We start from the raw sequence: 21639 nt of genomic DNA, 5'->3' as shown, positions 1-21639 counted from the left end.
CGGATCCGGTCGATGGCCTTGCGGTTGGCGGTCGTGGTCAGCCAGCCGCCGGGGTTCGGGGGTACGCCGTCGGCCGGCCAACGCTCGACGGCGATCGCGAACGCCTCAGCCGTCGCTTCCTCGGCAATGTCGAGATCACCGAACCGCCTGGTCAGGGTGGCGACCACCCGCGCCCACTCCTCGTGGTGCGTCCGGGTGATCGTCTCTTCCACGTCACTCACTGGAACGGCCGGACCTCGATCTTCCGCTTGCAGACCTTCGACGCCTCGGTAGCGAGCTTGAGCGCCACGTCCAGGTCGGGGACCTCCCACACCCAGACACCGGCGAGGTACTCCTTCGACTCCACGAAAGGCCCGTCGGTGAAGACCGCCGCATCGCCTCGGTTGTCGATGACGGTGGCCGCGCTGGTGTCCGCGAGTCCACCGGCGAAGACCCAGTAGCCCTCGGCGATCAGCCGCTCGTTGAACACGCTGATGGCAGGCTGCTCATCGGTGCTGCCGGGATTTTCCTTGTCATCGATCACAGAAACCAGATACTGCATCTCAGCTCATCTCCCGCACTCCGGGACGCCCTCGTCGGCGCCACTCACCCCTCCCACGAACACACCCACCCCAATCCGACACCACCCCCAGACTTCCTCAAGGAAAGGTCAGACTCTCGGTTTCACGCGAGGAAGCCATGAAGCGAACCAACCTTCTATTTCGCCCACGAATCTGTGTCAGGGGTTGAAGAGCTTCCAGTTTCCTTCGGAGACGACCTCGACGGTGCCGTCGATCACTTTGATGGCCGTCTCATCGTCTATCGCGTACGTCGGGGCCGGGATCCCGGACGCCCACTTCTCTATGTTGGCCATCGAAGTGTCCGGCATCTCCTCGCGATCGAGGTGCGGATACAACGTGAAATCCACCAGTCCCAGCGCCCTGTCGCCTCCCACCGCCATATCGCTGCCGGTGGGCACGAACTCCAGGTCGAACTCCGCATCACAGTTGTAAGGGGTCAGCACGATGCTTCCCGCGCTCACTCCGACGTACACCGACTCGCTCAGCGACGGCAAGAGCTCTGCCAGGCCCGACTGCCGCATCCAGTGGGTCAGGTACAGCACATCGCCGCCCCCAACGAGCAGAGCGTCGGTTTCCTGGACCATGGGGATCCAGTTCTCTTCTCGGATGGTCGGCAGCGCGGTGAGCTCCAGCACGCCCAAGGACTTCCAACCCAGCCCGCACAACGGGCTCGGAGCCCTTCCGGAGATCGCCCGCCACGCTAGGCCGGCACCGCCGGGAAAGGGGTAGAGACCGGTGGGAATGAAGAGGGCGCTGGACTCGGCGATCGGCTTGCCCAGCAGGTCGACGAGCGCGTCGGAGATGCTCTGGTTACTGATACCTGAGGAAGTGAGAAGAAGCTTCATGAAGACCTTCCGTCCAGGGTCCACGGATCCGTCGGTCAGCGTAGCGCGCCCGGGGGAGTAGTGGCGTCGAGCCTGCGACTCATGAGGGCGGCGCGTCACGCAGAAAATCGCGTGCATTGTTGCTGTCTGATGGGGTTGGATCCTTCATCGTCTGACCGCTTCACCCGCAACTGTGAGAGCTGAGTGACCGTACATGAAGAACTATCCGCTCCTTGATGTGCGCGTCAGCACGCCGACACTCGAGTTGCGCAGCGCCACCGACGAACTGCTGGATCAGCTCGCGGAGGTCGTGCGCGCGGGCAAGACCCATGCCGAGCCGGCACCGTACGACGACCCGATGTCGTTCTACGAGACCGATCCTGACCTGCGGGTCGCCAAGTGGCTTCGGGCGATCTGGCGGCGCCGCGGCACGGTCGAGCCTGATGCCTGGCGGCTCTACCTCGTGGTCATGGTCGACGGCCAGCCCGTGGGGGAGCAGACACTGACAGGAGTGAACTTCTCCACTCTCGGCACGGTGACGACGTTCTCCTGGCTGTCAGTCGATCAGCGTGGCCAGGGCCTCGGGCACGAGATGCGGGCAGCGATCCTGCACCTGGCGTTCGACGGCCTCGGGGCGAAGGAAGCAGGCAGCGACGCCTTCGTGGACAATCACGGCTCCAACGCGATCTCGCGAGGTCTCGGCTACCAGCCCAACGGGTCCGACTGGGCAACGAGGCAAGGCGAACCCGCCCTGCTCAACCGGTGGCGACTCACCCGGGACGACTGGGAACAGCGCCGCAGGGACGACATCCAGCTCCACAACATCGAGGCCTGTCACGCCCTCCTGCCCCTGTCCTGACGTCAGTCGGTGACCCAGTCCATGTGCTCGATCCAGTTGACGAACAGTGCCCGATCGCCCAGCACCTCCAGCGTAGGAGCAGCATCCAGCGGGCGACGCCGGCTGAGCACGAGGAGCAGTTCGGCGGCTGGGCCGCGTACGGCGACGTCCGCCTTGGTGTGGGCGCGTTCCAAGACGACCATGTCCGGCTCCCGGCGTACCAGCCACTCGCCGGGCGCGTCGGTTGCGTGGAAATGCAGGGTCTGGCCGCTGCCGCGCATCGCATCGGCGAAGTCCGGCCTGTTCTCCCAGTAGCCGCGGGAAGTCATCGTGTCCAGCCAGTCCTCGATGGCCCCAACGGCAAGCTCCGGCGCCAGCTCGTACCGCGTGCCGACCGCCGCAGCCGCGTCCGCACGATGCACGCATGCCTCGCCGAACAGCCGACGTGACCAGAACGGCACGCCCGCGGCAGCGCCGGACGGATCCCACACCGGCGTATCTTCGGCGACCGAATCGAACGCCTGCTTCGCGTCGGCCGCGCCGTCGGTCAGCCAGGCGCGCCACTGGGCCGAATCGGTCGGGGCCGGAACGTAGCCGGCGAACGCCTTGCTCGGCTCGCTCATCCGCTCACCTACGAGCATTGCCACCATCCGCTGGGTCGCGCCGACATGGTCGACAAGTTCGGCCAGCGCCCATTTCGGACAGGTCGGCACCGGGGCCGCCGCATCCTTGCCGTGCACCCAATCGGCGAACGTGTTCGTCTGTTCGACAACAGCGTTCAAATACGCGGACGTGTACATCGCTGCACCTCCAAGTGCTCCACCGATGCCTGCTGAAAACATGTCATAGCCCAGGATCAACCCGCATCGGTCGAACGACTGGTGCAGAGGGAATGGTGCGCGCGTTGGTCAAGGGGCGGTGTAGCGGGCAATCACGTCCACGCAGCGGCGGAACTGGGCCGGTGAAGCGGGGTTCTTCCAGCCGAGCTTCTCGAGTGCCCAGTCGATGGCGAAGGCTGGCGTCCAGCCGGCATCGGCCGACTCGGGACCAGCGACCCGCGCGTACCCGCGGCGTACCAGGTCCAGTCGGTCATGCAAGGGGTCGCCGGCATCCACCTCCCATTGGGCAAAGTCGTAGGCCGGCGACGCAGGGCCGGCGAACTCCCAGTCGATGATGCCGACGACCGTCCCGTCGTGGATCAGGAGGTTCTTCGGGCAGAAGTCGCCATGGGCGAGCGAGAACGGGGGAGCCGCACGGGTCGTCACCTCTTGGCGCAGGAAGTCAGCACCGCGCTCGACGACCGCGGCTGCCGCCGGGCTTAGCACCTCCCTGGCGATGCGTGCGACCCGGGTGATTTCGCCCTCTTCGGGCAACCTCAGTTCGTGCCGGATGCCTCGCTGGTCGTCCGGGACCACGCTGTGCACCCGGGCCAAAATCTCACCGGCATCCGTGACCAACCGCTCGAGATCAGAGGTAGACAGTTCGCCGATGAGCTCCTCGAGCGAACGGCCCGGCAGGAACTGCTGGATCGAGAAGGACAGCAGTTCGCCGTTGTGATCCAGGTGCTCGAGGCCGAGCACCTCTGCTGTCGGCACGCCTACGGCACGCGCCTGCGCCATCAGGTGCGCCTCGTCGATGAACCACGGCACCTGCTGACGCGCGATCCGGACGACCACAGCGACATCGCTGACAAGCTCAACGCGGAACGTCTCATTCATCCCTCCACCGGCGAGAGGAACAAGACACTCGACGTCGCGGCCGCAGACTGACCGCACCACCGAGTCGATGATCGGGCGAGGAGTTGTCACCATCACGCAAGTCCGTTCATCAAGAGTATGAGCAGTCGGTCGGCTTGGGCTGTGCTGTCGGGTGCGTCCTGGGCTGCCCAGGCGATTGCGCCAAGCATCTTCAGTAGGTCCGCTGGGTTCGCATCGGCGATGACTCGGCCTGTCTGTTGCGCGCGTGACAGTAAGGCGGAGCCAACCTCGAACATCTCCGCATGCCAAGTCGATACCGGACTGTTCTTGTGGTCGAGCGCCGAGTTCATAACGACAGCCGACAGCCCGCGATAGGTGAGGCCATGCGCGAGCGCGGCACGCAGCCAGGTAAACAACGCGTCGAGTTCGTCGTCCGTGGTGAGTAGGCTCCGGCCAAGCGTGACCAACTCGGCTATCTGCTCAGCGAGCACTGCCTCAATAAGGTCCAGCCGAGTCGGGAAATGCCGATAGAGCGTTCCGCTGGCCACGCCCACTCGCCGAGCGATGTCGGCGAGGGAGGCATCCGCGCCACTCTCAGCGAACGCGATCCGCGCCTGGGCGACCAGGAGGTCGTAGTTGCGTTGGGCATCTGCGCGCTTCGGACGCCTGGTGTCCGCCTTTGCATTGCCGCTTGCCATGCGATCACGCACCTTGCTAACCGGGGACATGGTCCGGTACGGTCCCCAGCTAACCGGACTATGTCTCACTTTACAAATGAGCCCGGAGGCACGGAGGGTGAAATGACGCAGTACGACCAAGAAATTGGTCCGCGAGAGGTTCTTGAACGCCTTCGCGAAGCCACTGTCAACCAGTCCGCCGAAGAGATGCGCCAACTGTATTCAGTCGACGCGGTTCATGAGTTCCCGTTCACGCGCCCAGGCTTGCCCTCTCGGCTGGAGGGCCGGGACGAGATCATGGACTGGATCACCGAGGTGTGGAGCGCATACCCGCTGAGATACGACAGCTACCGCACCTTTGCAGTCCACGCCACCACTGATCCCGAAACGATCGTCGTGGAGCAAGAAGCACTGGGGACAAGCGGATCCACTGGCGAGGTCACGCTTCCCAACATCATGGTTCTGACCTCTCGCAACGGCCAGGTCACCCACTTGCGCGACTACGTCAACATCATCGCGGCCGAAGCAGCAATAGGGGCAGGGGAGCGATGAGCGTTGGCCAGGAAATTCGATCGTTCTGTGCGGTTGAGGTCGATACGTTGATGCCTTGTCAGCCGTTCTGAGGAGCACCGCGATCACCCAATCAACACCGTTCGTCGACGTGCCGGCTACCGATCCGGCGCTGCTGAGAACGCTGGCGGCCGCTGGTCTGCCAGCAACCGGGCGCTTTCTTCCTAAGGCCGGCTGGGTTAGCCGCGTGTGGGTCGGCGACGAATACGTCGTACGACTGAGCAACGGACAGTTCCGCGACGCGTATCGCCACGAGGCTACAGTCGTCAACCTGCTCGCCGGCAGCGAGGTCCCACACGCCCGGCACCTCGCCCACGGCGACGGCCCGGACGGGCCGTGGTACCTCTCCGAACGCTTGCCCGGCCGAACCATGCACGAAGCGTGGCCGGCGGCGGACTCGCACACGCGCCAAGCAATCATCGAGAGCCTCGGCGCTGCGTTGCGCGCCCTGCACCGGGTTCCTGTCCCGGCGGGCCTGCTGCCGCCCTGGCTGGCCGACGCGCTCGCCGGGAAGCCGTGGGCTGCGTTCCACCCACCCGTGGTGAGTGCGGCGCTCCAGCAGGTCGAGGCTGCCCGGCGACTGCCCGGTAATGACTCCCGCCTGCTCGCGGACGTCGTCGATTGGATCCAGGAGCGGCTGGTGTTGTTCGCCGCCGACGAACCCGTCCTCGTCCATGGTGATTTACATGGATCCAACGTGATCGTCGACCAAGGACGCGTCGCCGGTCTTATCGACTTCGCGGAGGCGTTGGCTCAGCCAGCGGATGTCGAGCTCGATACCATCCTGCGCTGGTGCGCGAAGGCGCGAGAGTACCCACCCGCACCCGACGGACGAGGGCTCGACGAGACCACACTCACAGAGGTCCCCGGATGGCTGCACGGCGCGTATCCGGAGCTGTTCGAGCGCGAGCATCTGCGCGAGCGGTTGAACTTCTATGACATGTACGGGGAGCTCGCGCTGTACGCACACCACCCCCAGCCTGACCTACGCGAAGCGGCACAGCACCGCATCGCTCGCCTGCTTTCCGGCCATAACCATCTAGAGGGACTCGTCTGGTAGGTCGTCGTCTTCGCGCCTACACGGGGTGTTGGTAACGGTGCTGTCACCAGCCCCAATCGAGGGACGTTGTAGCGTTCGTGGCGCGCCAGCTCGGCGTCGCCGCTGGTGATCTCGGGTTCTACGAGTGGAAGTGAAGCTCGACATGACCGCACGCCTCAGAATCCGAACCGCCGCCACCTCCGGCACACCGTAAGCGGAACCATTACCGGGACGATCGGGCTAGGGCGCGTCGGTCGGGGACCAGTACGCGGTCACCGGGAACTGCACCGACCGGCCGATCACGCCGAGGGTCCGGCGAACAGGAGGAGGTTGCCGTCCGGGTCTCGGATGATGAAGGTCCGCGCACCCCATGGTTCTTGGCGCAGCGCCTGGTGAAAATCCGCGCCAGCTGTTTGGTACTCAAGGTATAGCTGACGTGTCTCGGCGCTGCTGCCGAGGCTGATCGAGGCCGACAGCAGATGCTCACGCTCACGGATGTCGCCGACGAACACAGCCTCGTCGACGTGTCTCAGGTTCAGCCTTACCCGGTCGCGTCTGACTTGGCCGTAAAACGCCGGCTCCCCATAGGTGAAGGCGACTGCGAAGCCCAGCTTCGCAACATAGAACTCGCATGCCACGTCGAGGTCGGCGACGAATAGCTGGGCCTCAACCGCTCCCAGCTCACCAGCTGGGGCCGTAAATGTGTTGTTGTCGGTCGTCACGTGCACTCCTGTCCTGAGCGCCGGCCAACTCTCGAATCCGTGCTGGTGCGCGACGAGCTCCTGGGCGTCGCTCAGCTTGAACGACTCCTCGAGCACCTCACGATCGGTCAGGTGCTCGAAACGCGGCAACGTGGCCCGGATTTGAGCGGCCACGGGGTAGTAGCCCTCACGATGCCAGCGCACATACAGCTTCGCTTGCTTGCGGAGATTCTCGAGATTCGACACCGGTGCACCTAATTGTTCTGGTTACGGAACATAGGTGGGCGTAGCCCTTCGGCGGTCGGCCGATGCTCCCTACTGCATCGAACCCATCATCAACGGCAGCCCTGGACCATGTCAACGGGACATCGTGACCTGCGCCAGGATTGGAGCCCGTATGGCAGGTATTGGACAACCTGCGTATCAAGTCCGGGCGTATTCCGAGCCCAGATGAGGCGGCGACAGGTGAGGTGAGCGGGCGCTCGCTCTGAAGCTGCTGAGCTTCGGCGAGGTGGTGTCCGAGGTCGGCAGCGAACTGGAGCCGCATCGGTTGTGCACCTACCTCCGTCCCGGCTCGCGTTGTGTGCCCTGTCGATGCACGCTCTGGTCACCGGACTCGACCTGCTCGGCATCGAGTCTCCTGAAACGATGTGACAGCACACGCCGCGACTGTGCCGGTCCGCCCCAACAACAGCCCCCTGTCGAGATGCAGGAAACATTGACGGCGGTCCCGCTGGCTACTTTGACGAAGTCGGCTCGGTCGGCGGCGTTCGTCAAACTGAGAAAACCTGGTAGTCGTGGGGCGGCGCGGGTGTTTAACTCTTGACACCAACACCTATGGGCAGAGGTAATCGCGATGGCTGGCTACAGGGCACTTACCGACGTATACGAATGGCTGATTCCGGACCACAAGTTGACGCCGGACGGCGCAGTCGGCGCTGTCAGTGACCTCGTGAAGTCCCTTCCGCCCGGGGCGCGCGTACTCGACTGCGCATGTGGAACCGGCCAGCTCGCAGTTGGCCTCGCTGCCCTTGGCCTCGACGTCGTTGCATCAGACGCCAGCCCCGGAATGGTCCGCCGAACGCAAGAATTAGCTGATCAGGAGGGCGTTTCGCTCAACACGTTCGAGGCTACGTGGGACGAACTGCCCGACCACCTCGATGCCTCGACATTCGACGTTGTGTTCTGCGTGGGCAACTCTTTAGGTCATGCCGAAGGAGCATCCGGTCGGTTGTCCGCGCTGGCCTCCATGGCACGGCTACTCAACCCCGACGGCCGACTGGTGCTCACATCACGCACGTGGGAACGCATCCGAGACGGCGGCTCACGGATCGACGTGTGGGACCGACTCACACGACGCAACGGCCGCGATGCAGTCGTCATGTATCAGTGGCAGATCGCAGCGACCTGGGAGCAGGAACACCACCTGCAGATCGTCGTTGCACAGATCGAACCGGACGGGACCGTCATCAGCGGCTCCGAGCGCCTGTCTATCTGGCCATTCCGGTACGACGAACTGACCACGCAACTTCAGGCCGTCGGGCTGACGACCGATGACGTCACCTCCGACCCCGACGGGGGCGGATACAAGGTGGTCGCAGTGCGCGAATGAGCATCGGCTACGTCTGAGCCTCGGCACGGATTCGCAGCCAGTGATGACCGCTCGACTCTCGGCATGAGTGCCCTGCGACGACCGGCTCACAAGTTGACGTAAACGCCGAAGGTTACCTATCCGCGCATTCCGTCAATCTTCATTGCATCTCGACAACAAGCCCCAAACGAAGGGGTGGGCGTGTTTAACGGTCTTTCAATCCTTTAAATACTGCTTGCGGCTTCGTCGTTGCCCGCGGGGTAGTGGATCAGCCGTAGCCGCCGGGATTCATCTGATGCAATACGCGGCCTACAGGTTGACATAATGTCCATTATCGGACATCAACCAACGGGAGTAGAACTATCATTGAGCATCACCGGGAGCATCCGCATCCGCAGCCGCGAACTGGGCGCTACTCCCGGCTGATCAATTCCCGTGCCTGCCAGTTCGTGGGAGACGAAGCACGGGAATTGCCGCATCAGCGGCAACTCCCGTGCGCGGGAGTCAACCGCGGCTGTAGGGCTGCACCTCCGCTTTGCTGGCGCCGATCCTCACGTTGCGGAAGTCGGAACGGAACGTAGCGCCCGGCTGGTAGTCCTTGTACATGCCGAACTTGATCCTGAAGTCGTTCTCGAACGAGTCGTCATGGCAAATGGAACGCGTCGCGTAGCCGAAGTACTCCTCCCGCTCGAAGAGCTTCTCCTCGACGGTGGTCGCTCCCACTCTCTTGTGCCAGACCGCGATACTTCCCCTGGGCGCGCCGTCGTGGTAAGGCTCCACGTTGTACTTGATGACGAAGGAATGCCACTCGTCGACCCCAACGCTCTTGGTCGCCATTGCGATGTCATAGTTCGTGTCGGGGTCCTCGCCTCGGCGGACGAACTGGACATTGTGTCCGTTGCCGGCGCCGGACTGGATGCGCACGCCGCCGATCGGGTTCGCGGTGCACTGCCACAGCTGCAGCAGGTACGCCCCGCTGCCCGTCACGTCAGCGACGCCGGCAGGAATGCGAATGTCGAACCCGACCCACACGTTGGTGTGGAAGGGCAGGTCCCGCCCCGTCGCCAGCTCCGTGCGGTCCCGGAGGGTATTTCCGGCAGCATCCTTCCAGGTGTTCTTGGCGGGGTCCTCAACGATGGCGCCTTCGTACCTGAAGTCCTTGTCCGTGCGGAACGTCAAAGCCCGCGCGTCCGAGGTCCCGGTGATCTGGGGTGCCTCCCCGGCTCCCTGACACTTGCCTTGAAAGAAGCCTCCGCCCTCCCTGAGGTTGCCGCCGTCGCCGATCCCCGGACCGCACGCAGCGGCGTTCTCGATCGTCCAGGTCCGGCCGGCGATACCCGCCGAGTAGCTGGGGACCGCGGCTGCCGCCGCACTGGCGGGTTGTGGGTTCGTCACGGCGGCGACACCCACCGAGGCGCTTAGGGTCAACGCCACGGTGAGGGCCATCGTCTGTCGAGCAAGTCGACCAGGGGCTGGGATCTGCATCTGTGTCACTCCTTTTAGATCGGGGTCTGTTCCATGGCTGCGGTTGACGGGATCTCGGGGGCGGGTAGGTCTTGCCTTCGCAGGGTTTCCGCGAACGCTTTGAGGCTCGGGGTCTGGTAGACGGCGGCGGCTTCGTCGGCGAGCCAGAGAGCGGTTCGGTCGAGGTCTGAGGGCTGCCGGGCCCAGATCCATCGGCGGTCGTCGTTGGCGTGGTCGGCCCAGAAATGGAACGCGTCGCGGAGACTGCCGAAGCCGGGTTCGGCGGGCGCGTTCCAGAGGTCGCGGCCTTCAGCAGCTGCGACCCGGCAGCAGACGGCGAAGGCTCGTAGACAGTAGATGGTGTAGAGCAACGAGTCGGGACGAGCCAGTTCTTTCGGGAGCGCGCCGCCGGGAGCGATGTGGCGCAGCCGGATGCCGAACCGGTCGAGGATCTTGGTGAGCACGGTCCGGTCATCGACGAACTGCAGATAGCGCAGTACCTGCGCGTCCCACCAGACTCCGTGGTTGTTGGTCATCTGTTCTTCCTGCCGGCCGAGTTCGCTCGACCGCATCCAATTGGTCAGCTCGGCAAACCAGTGCTGCAGGCGCGGGAGACGTTCGGTGAATCGTCCGGCCTTCACCAGCAGGTCGACGTGATCCACGAGGTCGGTCAGCAGCGTTGCCTCGATCTGCCCGATCGCCGCGCCGTCGTGATGACCGGGCAGCGCGGCAGCGTGAGCGAAGTGGGGGCGCATCGCGGTCGCCGGGTCCAGAAACCAGCGGTAGAGACGTGCCACCGCGGCGTCGGCGTAGCGTGCCTCGCCGGTTCGGATGTGGGCTTGCACCAGGGTGTTGACGGCCGCGACCGTCTGCCGGAGCCGCCGTTTGTCGTAGCGATCGCTGAACGCGTCCGGGTTCCGCCGGCCGTCGATCCTGATGTACGGCAGACCGTCGGCTGTCTCCGGATTCGGCCAGGAGTAGTTGCCGACCGAGTAGTAGTCGTGGGCGTCTCCGGCCCAGTCCGACGGCTCACGGTCGAGGATGGAATACGGCCGCCCGGCCAGGAACTCGTCGGCTCGGGTCACCAGCTGACGGCTCATTTGGGTCCCGCCTCCGAGAAGGCCTGTTGATACTCGGCCCGGATCTTGTCGCCGCCGCCGTTGCGCCACTTGGTCACGGCGGCCTTCCAGCTCGATACGGGTGCGCGTCCAGCCAGGATGCCGTTCCGCGCATCGGTCAGGTCCTTGCCCAGCTGCAGGCCTTTGGCCGCATCGGTCTCGGAGTACAGGCCCTGGGTCGGATCAGGGGCGAGAATCGGCAGCGCGGCTTCCTGGTAGTCGAAGCGGGCCTGGGCGACATCGCGCCGGCCCGGGTCGTAGATGGCCAGGGTCGGACCGCAGACGTACCCGAATGGCACCAGCCGCAGATTCTGGCCGCGCGAGTTCACGATCGGGTCGCTGCCCTCGAACTTGAACGTCTGCCCCTCGATCCCGAAGTTGCGCAGGAGGTACTCGGAAGATCCGAACGGCGCGGCGAGCCAATCGAGTACCCGGAGCACCTCGCGGACCCGGTCCGGTTCGGCCTGGGTCACAGCGGTGAACGCCTGAGCCGCACTCCCCCGAGGATGTACGGGCTTGCTCGCCGCGTCGTAGCCGAACATCGGAAGAGACCCGAGCTTGAAGCCCGGCACCTCGGCTCCCCACATCTCGTACTTGCTCCAGCCGGCGTACCCGCCGAAGACGATCGGCGTGGTCCCGCTGGTGAACCAGTCGTTGCGTTGGTTGTTGGACGCCACCAGGCCGTCCGGATGGAAGACGCCGGCGTCGGCGAGCTCGCGGGTGTCGGCCAGCGCCTTCTCGTACTCCTCGAGCTCGATGTTGGAGGTGAACTTCCCGCCGTCCTCGATCCAGCTGCCGGGGATGCCCAGGGAAGCGGCGATCATGGTCAGGGTGCTGCCCGGATCGCCGCAGGCCCAGCGGGACTTGCGCTCGTTGGTCAGCCCCTTCAGCAGTGCCTTGAACTCTGCGATGTCCCTGGGCTGCGCGGGCAGTCCGGTACCGGCGACGAGGTCTGCGCGGATCCAGGCGACAGACGGGATCGGTACCCGGGCGATCGGTACTCCCCACAGGGCGTTGCCGTACACGGTCTTGCGCCACGAGTCGGTGGACAGACCCGCCAGGTTCGGATAGTCCTTGACGGCATCGCCCGACAAGTACTCGGTCAGATCGGTGAACTTCGCCTTCAGCAACGCGGGCAACTGCTGCACCGAACCGTAGATCGACACCAGGTCGGGCAGATCCCCGCCGGCCACGGTCGTCGCGAACCGCTGGGCGTAGTCAGCCGCCGGCGCGTACGTGATGTCGAGCCTTCCACCAAGTCGCTTGTCGACCTCCTGCCACAGCGGATTGTCGGACTTGCCGGGCGCCACCGGGTCGAAGGTGTAGGTGAGGGCGGAGATCCGGCCACCCGACAGCGGGGGCTTACCGACCGCCGCGACGGGATTCGGCGGATACTCGAAGTACCCGCTCATGCCGAGCGGGCTTGCGCTCTTCAGCGCGGGTGCGGCGTTCCCGGCCTGGGTGAACGTCGGGAGAATGTCCGCTCCGATCCGGCCGGAGGTTCCCGTCGTCGTCTTGGCGGAGCAGCCGAGAGCTGATCCGGCGGCACCGGCGACGGCTGCCGCGGACAGCCCCTTGAGCAACGTACGGCGCGAAAGCGCATCCATGGTTACGGTTCCCTCCTCATGGCGGGCGTCCGGTCGATCAGCCTTTGACGGCACCGATCAGAAGTCCCTTGCTGAAGTGCTTCTGGATGAACGGGTAGATGATCAGGATCGGGATGACGGACATGACCAGAATCGCCATCTGGATCGATGCCTGGGGTGGCAGCGACTCGGTCGACGCCGAGAGCTCGTCCGTACCGAGCGGCGTCTGGTTCACGACGAACGTTCGCAGGACCAGCTGCAGCGGCCACTTCTCCGGCGACGGCAGGTAGAGCAGGGCAGAGAAGAACGCATTCCAGTAGGCGACCGCGTAGAACAGGCCGACCACCGCGACGACGGCCTTCGAGAGCGGCAGGACGATGAAGGTGAGGATCCGGAGTTCGCCGGCCCCGTCGAGCTTCGCCGACTCGGTCGGCTCACTGGGCACCTCGAGGAAGAAGGACCGCATCACGATCACGTTGAAGGCGTTGACCACCACCGGCAGGATCAACGCCGCCAGGTTGTCGATCAGCCCGAGTTGCTTGACTGTCAGGTACATCGGGATCATGCCCGGATTGAACAAGAGGGTAAACAGTGTCATCAGCAGGATGGGCTTGTGCAACAGCGATCCCGGCCGCGACAGGGCGTACGCGAGCATGATGGTGCAGGCCAGCGACAGGACAGTGCCCACAGCGGTGACCACGACCGACACGCTGAGGGCCCGCGTCACCACTCCTCCCGACAGAACGGCCCGGTACGCCGCGAGCGACGGCTCGCTGGTGAAGAGGACAAGTCCACCGCGCGCGCTGATGTCGCGTTGCGGCGCCAGACTCGTCATCACGACAGCGACGAACGGGACGATCACCGCGAGGCAGGCGACGGTCAGCAGTACACCGCGCGCCGCGGTCGCCCAGCGCGGTTGCCGTCCCATCCAGGCAGGCCGCTCGTCCGACGCCGGTTGACGGTTGCGCCGAGCCCGGCGTTCAGCGGTGGTCTCCAGTAGTCCGGTCATTTCGAGTACACCCCCCGCTCCCCCATGGCGTGGGCGAGCCGGTTCGCCCCGAGTACGAGAACCACGCCGACGATGCCCTTCACCAGGCCGACCGCGGCCGAGACACCCCAGTTCCCGCCGATGATCCCGTTGTTGTAGACGTAGGTGTCGAGCACTTCGGAAGCCTGCGCGCCGACCGGACCCTGCTGCAGGAGGATCTGCTCGAAACCGACCGTGAGCGAATCACCCAGCCGCAGGATCAGCAGCAGCACGATCACGGGCCGGATCGCGGGCAGCGTGACGTGCCACAGCTGCCGAAGCGGGCCGGCCCGGTCGATCGCCGCCGCCTCGTACAGGTTCAGGTCGACCTTGGAGAGCGCGGCCAGGAAGATGATGGTCGACCATCCGGTGTCCTTCCAGATCACCTGCGACGTGATCAGCAGTTTGAACAGCTCCGGTACGCCGATGATCTGGAAGGTTCCCAGGTCCGCGGAACGCAGCCACTCGTTCAGCATTCCGCCGTTGCCGAACATCTGCTGGAACAACGCCACGACGATGACCCAGGACAGGAAGTGCGGCAGGTAGAGGATCGACTGCGTCAGCCGCTTGGCTCGTTCGTTCAGCATCGAGTTGAGGACCAGGGCCAGCGCGATCGGCAACGGGAACACGAACAGCACCTGGACCATCGTGATGATCAGTGTGTTGACGAGCGCGTTCAGGAACTCCGGGTCACCGTTGAAGATGACCGAGAAGTTGCTCAGGCCAACGAAATCCGATCCGCTGATGCCGAGGAACGGCTGGTAGTCCTGGAAGGCGATCACGTTGCCCAGCAGTGGCAGGTAGTGGAACAGAACCAGGACGATCACGCCCGGTACTGCGAGCACGAGCAGCACCCGGTCCCGGTGCCATCGGGCCGCGAGCTGCCCGCGGACGCGAGTCTCGCGGGCGGCAGGCGCACCGGGATCTGCGCCGGCCCCCGGCCGCACCTTGATCCCCGACGACATCAGTGGATCCTGCTGCCGACCGCTGCGATGGCGGCCTCGACCATCCCCCGGACGCGCTCCTGCGCGCCATCCCGCGCCTGCCGCGCGACTTCGGCCGCGGCCGGCCGGTCGTCGACGATCTTCTGCAGGAGTTGCCCGGCCGCAGCTTCGGCCCCAGGTCCCAGCTCGACGAACGGCAGTCCGAGATCGTTGTACATCTGGCCCTTGATCGTGTCGGTCGGCTGACGCAGGTAGACCGACGGAATGCCTTCCGCCAACGCGATCAGAGGCGAGTGGCACTCCATGCTCACGACCGCGCCGGCCCGCCGGTAGACCGCGGCCGCCTCGGTCAGGTCCCAGAACCTCGGCAGGATGTGGACCAGGCCGGCCACGTCGGTAGGGAAGGTCCCCGCGAACTCGGCCTCGGCGACTTCCATCGCGTAGCTCATCTCCGGCACGACGAGCGCCGGCTCGCCAGTGGCTCGCACCCAGCCGATCACGGTCTGCCGCAGAACGTCCAGGTCGGACTTCAGGTAGCCCGCGTTGTAGGCCGACCGGCGAACGTCCTCGGCCGCGGGAGGGGAGTTCCGGATCTGGTGGTACGGCGTGAAACGCAGCCGCGGTACGACGCAGAGGAAGCGTCCGGGCTTCAACTCGTACTCCGCGAGGACCGCCTGGCCGTCCTCGTCGTTGACCACGTCGAACATCACGGTGGCGTCCGGACCGAACGCGATCGTGGGCGCCCCGAGGTCCTGGCCGGCCAGGAACCGCTCGGTCAACGAGTCGCGGCAGTAGACGAACGCGGCCGTGTCGAGCACCTCGCGCTGGAGCTCGGTGAGCAGGTCACCGTCGATCGCGCTGACCATGCTCGCCGCCCGGTCCAGCGTCGATCCGTACGGCCGGAGCGGATCTACTGTCACCCCGAAGATCCCATGCGGCTTTCCGGTCCGCCGATGCCATTCGGCGACCTCCACCTGGGCAACGAGCGATGGCCCCGACCCGTGGACCAAAAGGTCGCCTTCGGCAAACAACCGTTCCAGCTCCGGGCTGAGCGGCTCGCCGGGCGCGACCCGGTCCTCGACGACGTCGACGTCCGGGAAGTAGCGGCTGAGCATCTTCCGTACGTTCTCGTCGATACTGCGGGCCCACAGCGTCAGCTTCGCCTCCGGTGCATAGCGCTGAAAGGCCCGGAGCGCGCCTGGCGTGTGGGCGACGTCGCCGATGTTGACGGTTTGCCAGCCGGAGACAAGAACGACGTGAACCATGAGGAATTCCTGTCCAGCCCATCCCGGGCAGTGGTGGGCTTACGGTCGATTTGGGGCTACGGCGAGCATCATGCCGGTGATTCATCGGTTAATCAAGATCTGCCGAGTGCTCCGACGGTGATCTGTCGGCCAGTGGGCGCTCAGCCGGCGTACGGTGCTGTCGATCCTCGATCGATCAGTTTCGGCGCAGGCCGCGTCACCAGTGCCGACTGGACGCGGCGGCCGTCGATCATCCGGCGCAGTGTCGTGTAGGCGCGCGTTCCGGCTTGCTGCACAGGCATCCGAACCGTGGTCGGGGCCGGCCGCATGGCGTCGGCGATGGGCAGATCCTGGTACACGACGATCGAAAGATCGTCAGGAATCCGCAGGCCGAGATCGATGACCGCCGCGATCGCTCCCGGTGCCGCGACGATGTTGTCGATGATCAGCGCGGACGGCGGCCGGGCCGAGCCCAGGAACTCGCGCGTCGCGGCCGCCAGGTCGGGCGGTTCGTAGCCGACCTGCTTGATCAGCGACCGGTCGAAGCGCACCCCCGCTGCCCGCAACGCCGAGCGGTAGCCGTCGACCCGGGCGCAACTGGCGATCGGGACGAGGGGGCCGCCGACCAGTGCGATGCGGCGGTGCCCGAGACCCAGCAGGTGCGTCGCGGCCAGACTGATGCCGGCCGCGTCGTCGATCCACACCGACACGGAGTCGTCGGGTCGCGGGTTCTGCAGGATCACGTACGGGATCGACCGCTTGGTGAGTTCCTCAGCGGTCTCGGTCCCTTGCTGAGCGGACCGCAACAACACCCCGTCGACCATGCCCGTGCCGACGATCCGGCTCATCAGGTGGCTGCCCGGCTCGATCCACAATGCATCGGCCAGCAACAGCACGTCTCCGTGTTCCTCGGCGGCCGAATGCATGCCACGAATCGCCAGCTCGAAGACCGGGTTCGCGATCTTCGGCACCACCGCTGCGATCACTCCCGATCGGGACAGCCTCAGCGACTTCGCGGCGTGGTTGACGCGATAGCCCGTGTCCTGGATCGCCTGCTCGACGCGCAGCCGGGTCGCCTCGCTCATCCGGATGTTGCCGCGAGCTCCGGAGATCACTGCGGAAACCACGGCCGTGGACACCCCGGCCCGCTTCGCAACGTCCTTGATCGTGGTCATGCCGTCAGCGTAACCGCCCCCGCCCTTGACGCCGATCAACGGAGGCGACGCTCAGGAAGGGAAACCGGAGCCTCGGCGAGCACCGTCTTCGGTCGCGGACAGACGTCACGGTGACCGAGCAGGGGTGAGGCCTGGGAGCGAACCAGATCTCTGCCGGAGATCTGGCCTGCTCTCCCGGGGCCTCACGCGATCACATCGTCACCACCGGCTCAACCGGAAAGGTTCTTCACTGTGGACCTGGGCCCCGGCCTGCACCGGGAACACTTGGACGGACGGGCTTTCGCCCGCAGGAGCGTGCGACCGTGAGGTTCTCGAACGTGCTCTCCGTGGATGAGTACAGCCCGACGCCGCCGTTGCGGACAACGGTGTCACGAGCCTCCAGGATTCGAACGCCGTTCAACGTCACGGTGATGCGGTCACCGTGCACCGACGCACCAAGGTCGACGGGACCTGTCAACGGGTTGCTGAGGAACACCGTGCCGACCGTGACCGGACCGGACGCGTGAGCCTCGCGGACGATACTGGCGTACTGCGTTCTGTTGCTCGTCTTGCCGAGGTGGATCCGGTACCCGTAGGAGTCCGAGGTGTCTCGCAGCGAGATGCCCGCGGTGCCGACGGATCCATTGATCGTGACCGTGGCCTTCGCGGCATAGTCACAGGTATCGGAGAAGCGTGACGGCAGCGTCGAGTCGGCCAGCACGTGCGCCCTGCCATCGGTAGGCGCGAGCTTCAACTGACCCGAGCTGACGGACACCTTTCCTGCGATACCCCGCCAAGTGGCCTGGTCGAGCCCTTCCTTGATCGTGATGTTGTCGAAGGCCGCGGCCCGGCCATGTGTGGAGGCGGCGGCACCACCGGTCGGCAACTGCGTGTCGTCTGCGGAGATCGACGTGTTGCCCACCGTCGCGATCAGATGCTTCCCGACCGCGGAGACGGTCAGCGTGTGCGCGCTGTCCGCGTTGATGGGCAGCGACGTCTCCGCGAGAAGCGTAGACGTCGCGTTGTAAACCTTCACGAGCTGCAGCTTCGCGACGCCCGGCGTACTGACGACATCGGCCCGGTAGTAGTTGCGGGAATCGTGGTAGCGGAACGCGAGACCGGTCGTTGCCGTCGTCTGGTTTCGCGTTCCCGGAACGATGTCGGCAGTCACGACCACGTCATCCGGCACGTCCTGCTGCACTGCCAACGACTGCGTGTCCGTACTCGAGGTCTGCAACAGCTGCGTGTCAGGCTGCGCGCCGCCCAGGGTCCAGGTGCCCTGCACCGGCGTCCAGCCGTCAAGGGAGCCATTGAAGTCGTAGACGGTGCTGTCCAGGCTCGCGTCGGTGAACTCCTCGTCGAGCAACGGCTTCGGGGCGAAGGCTGCCTTGGCCGAGACGGTGACGAGGTTGCCGGTGCGGGTGAATGCGGTCGGGGTGCCGTTGATCTTCACCGCGCGTGCCTTCGGCGCGTTGATCGAAAGGGTGCCGGTGAAGGGATCCCCGAGCGAGATCTGGGCGGTGGCCCCTTGCAGTTCCACATTGACGTCGGACACAACTCCGGAGGCTTTGATGACGGTGTGCCCGTCGTCGACCAGCGACGATCCCTGGGTCAGCGCGTACCGGGTCAGCCCGCCGCCCTTGTCGGCACGCTCGAGGTAGGCGGTCTCGGCGTTGGTCGCGGCAGCTCCGAACTGCCTCGCCGAGGGAATCGCCTCGCGCGACAGGTAGAAGCGGCCGGTCGCTTTCGGCAGGTCGATTTCCATGGCGCTGGCTACGGAGTGATCCACCTGGGGCAGATCGATGCGCGACGCCTTCACCGAGGGCGCGGCGCCGGCCTTGCCAGGAACCACGACCGTGTCCACTCCGGTGGCGCCGGTCGCGGACCAGTCGTACGACAGGTAGTCGACGTCGGTGAGAACCTGCTCGCCCACGCGCACGGCGCCGTTCTTGTGGACGCTCGACGTGAGATCGGCGCCGTGCTGGGCCACGGGGACGAGCTGCACGCCGGCAACCGGTGCGGCGCCGGGCACCGTGTCGAACCCGACCGTGGCGACGTTCGTGTTCGGGTCGACGGTGACCGGATCGCCGGGGAAGTGCCAGAGCTGCCGGTAGTCGTGCGCGCCGGCGTCACCCGTGAGGTCGTCGGAGACGACCCAGAAGCCGGGCTTGACGAAGTAGACGACGCGATCGTGCGCGATCGGCCGGTAGGCCCGCGTCGTACCGCGGTAGATGTCGAGGCCCGCGTTCGAGCGCCACAGCGACGTCGAGCGGGGCAGGCCGGCGGGCTGCGGTTGTCCGTCGACCTCGACGGTGTTGTGCGCCTCGGTCGTGCGGCGCATCCAGTCGTTCGTCGGGGTCGCGCTGTAGTCCCCCGCTCCGGGGTCGACGATCAGCGGCCGCCCGTACGCCGCCATCACCAGGCTGAGGTCGTCGGGATGCCGATGCGAGGCCGTATAGCTGGAGTTCTGGTTGTTGATCAGCATGTACCGGGCATCGGCGTCCCACCCGGACCGCTGGACCGCATAGCTGATCGGAAACACCGTGGACGGCAGCGTCGGGACGGTCCCCTCGGTGCGCCCGGAGGCGACCCAGGTGAAGTCGGACCAGGAGTTGCGCTCACCGGTCCTGCGACTCGCGCTCTCACCCGCGTCCGTGTTCGGAGAATCACCGACGAGCGCGGTCTCGAGATTCGGCTGACGGGTCGCGAACAGCGCATCCGCGATCCAGTCCGCCGACTGAACGATCCCGTCGGGCAGGGTTCGCCCGTTGGCATCCGCAACTTCGATCATCGTGTTGATCAGATCCGCCACGTAGGCCTGGTAGTTGAACGTCGGCTCGCGGTACACGCCGTCGCCCTTCACCCAGGCGCGCAGGAACCGCTCGACCGAGCGCACCGCGAACGGCTCCCAGACGAACGACGCCGAGAACTCGGGCAGATAGACCGCCGTGACGTAGATCGCGCGGGCCATCGAGACGTACCAGTTGTTTCCGACATGGATCTGCAGCACCGTCGCGAGGAGATCCGTCGTCGCGTGCACCCCGGACAGGTACGCCACGAGGTCATCCGCGTCGATGCTCGGCTCCGTCCGGAACACGGAGAACGCGCTGACGAGCTGGGTCAGCCGCTTGCCGCCCGACAGGTTGCGGTTCTGTGGCCAGGTCTGATTGTCGGCGAAGAAGTCCAGGGAGATGTCCATCCACGCCGACGCATACGCCGCACGCTTCTGCGGGTCGCTCTCCTTCAGATAGGCGCTCGTCAGCGTCGGCATGAACGTGAAGTCACTCATCAGAACCTGTGCGCTGCCTGGGGTGGTCTCCGTCCCGCCCCAGGCGTCCGCCCAGTCCACGTCGACCCGCTGTGCGGTGTCGTCGAAGAAGTCACGGGTCTCGGTGCCGAACCGGAAGATCCCCGCCGCCAGTTCGTCGGCGGTCGAGTCGCCGCCTCCTCCCCCGCCCACCCCCGGGTACTCGATACCCGAGCGGCCCGCGTAGTAGACCTTGAGCTCGGTCGCGGCGCCAGCCTCGTCGCCGGCGGCGAGCTCCGCCGCCACGCGGTCGAGCCCCGGACGCGTCAGGTCGAGCAGCTCACCGAGATCCGACATGCCGGTCGTGGCGGCCCGGGCCGGCGACAGACCCGTCGCCATCAGAGCCACCGCGACTGTCGTCGCAGCCCACGCACGGGCACGGCGGCGAGTGCTCCGCCGAAGAAGTCTTCGTTGCATCCCATCTCCTCATGACACGTAGAGTGTTCGCTGGGTCCTTCGACTCCAGGTCGGGACTGTCCAGCAGGCGGGTCGCCGCGCCGATGTCCGTGTGGTCGAACGCGAACGTGCCGTCCGGCCCGAATGCGACGTCGGGTCTGGTGATCTTCTGGCCACGCAAGGTGGCGAGGGTCAGCGATTCGCGGCGGTAGACGAAGTCGGCGCCGTCGAGCCGGTCCCTGACGTCGTCGAGAAAGTTCGGCGGGAGCACGAAGCGGCGTGCCGATGTCATGCGTGCTCCTAGGTGACGTATCGTTAATTCACCGTAGACTTGGTTGCGACGTTACGTCAACGGTTCGAGGGAGGCGTGCAAGCGTGGCAACACAGCGTGACATCGCCCGCACGGCGGGGGTATCTGTCGCGGTGGTGTCGGCCGTGATCAACGGCACGACCCACACCCGGATGAGCGAGGCCACCCGTGCGCGGGTCATCGAGGCAATGGGGAGCCTCGACTACCAGCCCAACCAAGCGGCCCGGTCCCTGCGGCTCAACCGCACCGGCATGATCGCGCTGATCCTCCACAAGCTCGACAATCCCGTCTACACCGACCTGCTGCGCGGCGTCTACGGGGCTGCGGCCGAGCACGGCGGGACAGTCCTACTCGGCGACGCCGAGACGATGCGCTCAGGCAGCCAGTTCGTCACCCGGCTGCTCAGCCACGGCACCGTCGACGGCATCCTGATCCGGGACGACCGGCTGTATGACGACAACGTGATGGCCGAGCTTCGCTCCCATCCCAAGCCGATCCTCAGCCTGGACTACGCCCAGGACCATCCTTGGGTCGGCATCGACGACTGCCGCGCGGGCGAGATCGCGACCCGATTCCTGCTCAACCTGCGCCA

At 65.7% G+C, this 21639-nt stretch carries 21 protein-coding genes; 5 read left to right on the top strand and 16 right to left on the bottom strand.

The genetic code is table 11. From position 1 onward, the window contains the following. From VFG33_RS01205 to VFG33_RS01195, 3 genes are all read right to left on the bottom strand, one after another. The coding region (locus VFG33_RS01205) for a sigma factor (protein ID WP_325021403.1) at window positions 1–221 on the bottom strand (221 nt) is incomplete at its 3' end. Beyond that, window positions 218–541, bottom strand: a complete 324-nt coding sequence (locus VFG33_RS01200; RefSeq protein ID WP_325021401.1) for a YciI family protein — start codon at window positions 539–541, stop codon at window positions 218–220. The genes VFG33_RS01200 and VFG33_RS01205, both read right to left, overlap by 4 nt. A gap of 177 nt (window positions 542–718) precedes the next feature. Then, the gene (locus VFG33_RS01195) at window positions 719–1405 is read right to left on the bottom strand and encodes a Type 1 glutamine amidotransferase-like domain-containing protein (RefSeq protein ID WP_325021398.1); all 687 of its coding nucleotides are present in this window, start codon (window positions 1403–1405) and stop codon (window positions 719–721) included. A gap of 193 nt (window positions 1406–1598) precedes the next feature. Between VFG33_RS01195 and VFG33_RS01190 the strand changes: the two genes are divergently transcribed. Continuing rightward, a complete protein-coding gene (locus tag VFG33_RS01190) occupies window positions 1599–2243 on the top strand; it encodes a GNAT family N-acetyltransferase (RefSeq protein WP_325021396.1) in 645 nt (214 codons plus the stop codon). Between the two features lie 2 nt (window positions 2244–2245). Here VFG33_RS01190 and VFG33_RS01185 read toward each other — a convergent pair whose 3' ends face one another. The 3 genes from VFG33_RS01185 to VFG33_RS01175 all read right to left on the bottom strand — a co-directional run bounded on the left by VFG33_RS01185 (window position 2246) and on the right by VFG33_RS01175 (window position 4617). Next, window positions 2246–3022 (bottom strand): maleylpyruvate isomerase family mycothiol-dependent enzyme, encoded by a 777-nt coding sequence (locus VFG33_RS01185; RefSeq protein WP_325021394.1) that lies wholly within the window; start codon window positions 3020–3022, stop codon window positions 2246–2248. A 108-nt stretch (window positions 3023–3130) separates the two neighbouring features. After that, window positions 3131–4033, bottom strand: a complete 903-nt coding sequence (locus tag VFG33_RS01180; protein ID WP_325021392.1) for a phosphotransferase family protein — start codon at window positions 4031–4033, stop codon at window positions 3131–3133. Continuing rightward, window positions 4033–4617, bottom strand: a complete 585-nt coding sequence (locus tag VFG33_RS01175; protein ID WP_325021390.1) for a TetR/AcrR family transcriptional regulator — start codon at window positions 4615–4617, stop codon at window positions 4033–4035. Before VFG33_RS01175 ends, VFG33_RS01180 begins: the two co-directional genes overlap by 1 nt. A 102-nt stretch (window positions 4618–4719) precedes the next feature. Between VFG33_RS01175 and VFG33_RS01170 the strand changes: the two genes are divergently transcribed. Further along, the gene (locus VFG33_RS01170) at window positions 4720–5148 is read left to right on the top strand and encodes a nuclear transport factor 2 family protein (protein WP_325021388.1); all 429 of its coding nucleotides are present in this window, start codon (window positions 4720–4722) and stop codon (window positions 5146–5148) included. A 55-nt stretch (window positions 5149–5203) separates the two neighbouring features. Further along, window positions 5204–6226, top strand: coding sequence for a phosphotransferase family protein (locus tag VFG33_RS01165; RefSeq protein ID WP_325021386.1), 1023 nt, complete (start codon window positions 5204–5206; stop codon window positions 6224–6226). Window positions 6227–6504: 278 nt separating this feature from the next. On the opposite strand, the gene VFG33_RS01160 is transcribed toward VFG33_RS01165, so the two are convergent. Beyond that, entirely contained in the window at window positions 6505–7152 is a 648-nt protein-coding gene (locus tag VFG33_RS01160) for a VOC family protein (protein WP_325021384.1), read from the bottom strand. 610 nt (window positions 7153–7762) lie between these two features. Between VFG33_RS01160 and VFG33_RS01155 the strand changes: the two genes are divergently transcribed. Further along, entirely contained in the window at window positions 7763–8518 is a 756-nt protein-coding gene (locus VFG33_RS01155) for a class I SAM-dependent methyltransferase (protein WP_325021382.1), read from the top strand. Window positions 8519–9001: 483 nt separating this feature from the next. Here VFG33_RS01155 and VFG33_RS01150 read toward each other — a convergent pair whose 3' ends face one another. The 9 genes from VFG33_RS01150 to VFG33_RS01110 all read right to left on the bottom strand — a co-directional run bounded on the left by VFG33_RS01150 (window position 9002) and on the right by VFG33_RS01110 (window position 21029). Beyond that, on the bottom strand, window positions 9002–9982 hold the full coding sequence (locus VFG33_RS01150; protein WP_325021380.1) for a heparin lyase I family protein: 981 nt from the start codon (window positions 9980–9982) through the stop codon (window positions 9002–9004). A 14-nt stretch (window positions 9983–9996) separates the two neighbouring features. After that, complete coding sequence (locus VFG33_RS01145; protein ID WP_325021378.1) at window positions 9997–11061, bottom strand: alginate lyase family protein; 1065 nt, start codon at window positions 11059–11061, stop codon at window positions 9997–9999. Next, complete coding sequence (locus tag VFG33_RS01140; RefSeq protein ID WP_325021376.1) at window positions 11058–12686, bottom strand: extracellular solute-binding protein; 1629 nt, start codon at window positions 12684–12686, stop codon at window positions 11058–11060. The genes VFG33_RS01145 and VFG33_RS01140 overlap by 4 nt, the downstream gene beginning before the upstream one ends. A 37-nt stretch (window positions 12687–12723) precedes the next feature. Next, window positions 12724–13674, bottom strand: coding sequence for a carbohydrate ABC transporter permease (locus tag VFG33_RS01135; RefSeq protein WP_325021374.1), 951 nt, complete (start codon window positions 13672–13674; stop codon window positions 12724–12726). Further along, window positions 13671–14657 (bottom strand): ABC transporter permease, encoded by a 987-nt coding sequence (locus VFG33_RS01130; RefSeq protein WP_325021372.1) that lies wholly within the window; start codon window positions 14655–14657, stop codon window positions 13671–13673. The genes VFG33_RS01135 and VFG33_RS01130 overlap by 4 nt, the downstream gene beginning before the upstream one ends. After that, window positions 14657–15901 (bottom strand): polysaccharide pyruvyl transferase family protein, encoded by a 1245-nt coding sequence (locus tag VFG33_RS01125; RefSeq protein WP_325021370.1) that lies wholly within the window; start codon window positions 15899–15901, stop codon window positions 14657–14659. The genes VFG33_RS01130 and VFG33_RS01125 overlap by 1 nt, the downstream gene beginning before the upstream one ends. 140 nt (window positions 15902–16041) lie before the next feature. After that, window positions 16042–17055: a LacI family DNA-binding transcriptional regulator gene (locus tag VFG33_RS01120; protein WP_325021368.1), complete on the bottom strand. Its 1014-nt coding sequence runs from the start codon at window positions 17053–17055 to the stop codon at window positions 16042–16044. Window positions 17056–17281: 226 nt separating this feature from the next. Then, a complete protein-coding gene (locus tag VFG33_RS01115; protein WP_325021366.1) occupies window positions 17282–20680 on the bottom strand; it encodes an alginate lyase family protein in 3399 nt (1132 codons plus the stop codon). Next, the gene (locus VFG33_RS01110; RefSeq protein ID WP_325021364.1) at window positions 20622–21029 is read right to left on the bottom strand and encodes a hypothetical protein; all 408 of its coding nucleotides are present in this window, start codon (window positions 21027–21029) and stop codon (window positions 20622–20624) included. The genes VFG33_RS01115 and VFG33_RS01110 overlap by 59 nt, the downstream gene beginning before the upstream one ends. 83 nt (window positions 21030–21112) lie before the next feature. Here VFG33_RS01110 and VFG33_RS01105 point away from each other — a divergent pair. After that, window positions 21113–21639, top strand: a 527-nt coding sequence (locus VFG33_RS01105; protein ID WP_325021362.1) for a LacI family DNA-binding transcriptional regulator, incomplete at its 3' end; no start/stop codon positions are given.

Origin of the sequence: Kribbella sp., from assembly GCF_035687465.1 — a bacterium.
Taxonomy (GTDB): Bacteria; Actinomycetota; Actinomycetes; order Propionibacteriales; family Kribbellaceae; genus Kribbella.
This window is presented reverse-complemented; position numbering and strand designations above follow the sequence as displayed.

Excerpts from the sequence above, each read along its gene's own strand:
- VFG33_RS01120 (WP_325021368.1), bottom strand. The coding sequence starts at position 17,055 with ATGACCACGATCAAGGACGTTGCGAAGCGGGCCGGGGTGTCCACGGCC.
- VFG33_RS01125 (WP_325021370.1), bottom strand. The coding sequence starts at position 15,901 with ATGGTTCACGTCGTTCTTGTCTCCGGCTGGCAAACCGTCAACATCGGC.
- VFG33_RS01140 (WP_325021376.1), bottom strand. The coding sequence starts at position 12,686 with ATGGATGCGCTTTCGCGCCGTACGTTGCTCAAGGGGCTGTCCGCGGCA.
- VFG33_RS01135 (WP_325021374.1), bottom strand. The coding sequence starts at position 13,674 with ATGACCGGACTACTGGAGACCACCGCTGAACGCCGGGCTCGGCGCAAC.
- VFG33_RS01145 (WP_325021378.1), bottom strand. The coding sequence starts at position 11,061 with ATGAGCCGTCAGCTGGTGACCCGAGCCGACGAGTTCCTGGCCGGGCGG.
- VFG33_RS01185 (WP_325021394.1), bottom strand. The coding sequence starts at position 3,022 with ATGTACACGTCCGCGTATTTGAACGCTGTTGTCGAACAGACGAACACG.
- VFG33_RS01190 (WP_325021396.1), top strand. The coding sequence starts at position 1,599 with ATGAAGAACTATCCGCTCCTTGATGTGCGCGTCAGCACGCCGACACTC.
- VFG33_RS01110 (WP_325021364.1), bottom strand. The coding sequence starts at position 21,029 with ATGACATCGGCACGCCGCTTCGTGCTCCCGCCGAACTTTCTCGACGAC.
- VFG33_RS01150 (WP_325021380.1), bottom strand. The coding sequence starts at position 9,982 with ATGCAGATCCCAGCCCCTGGTCGACTTGCTCGACAGACGATGGCCCTC.
- VFG33_RS01130 (WP_325021372.1), bottom strand. The coding sequence starts at position 14,657 with ATGTCGTCGGGGATCAAGGTGCGGCCGGGGGCCGGCGCAGATCCCGGT.
- VFG33_RS01200 (WP_325021401.1), bottom strand. The coding sequence starts at position 541 with ATGCAGTATCTGGTTTCTGTGATCGATGACAAGGAAAATCCCGGCAGC.
- VFG33_RS01180 (WP_325021392.1), bottom strand. The coding sequence starts at position 4,033 with ATGGTGACAACTCCTCGCCCGATCATCGACTCGGTGGTGCGGTCAGTC.
- VFG33_RS01170 (WP_325021388.1), top strand. The coding sequence starts at position 4,720 with ATGACGCAGTACGACCAAGAAATTGGTCCGCGAGAGGTTCTTGAACGC.
- VFG33_RS01155 (WP_325021382.1), top strand. The coding sequence starts at position 7,763 with ATGGCTGGCTACAGGGCACTTACCGACGTATACGAATGGCTGATTCCG.
- VFG33_RS01175 (WP_325021390.1), bottom strand. The coding sequence starts at position 4,617 with ATGGCAAGCGGCAATGCAAAGGCGGACACCAGGCGTCCGAAGCGCGCA.
- VFG33_RS01115 (WP_325021366.1), bottom strand. The coding sequence starts at position 20,680 with ATGGCGACGGGTCTGTCGCCGGCCCGGGCCGCCACGACCGGCATGTCG.
- VFG33_RS01195 (WP_325021398.1), bottom strand. The coding sequence starts at position 1,405 with ATGAAGCTTCTTCTCACTTCCTCAGGTATCAGTAACCAGAGCATCTCC.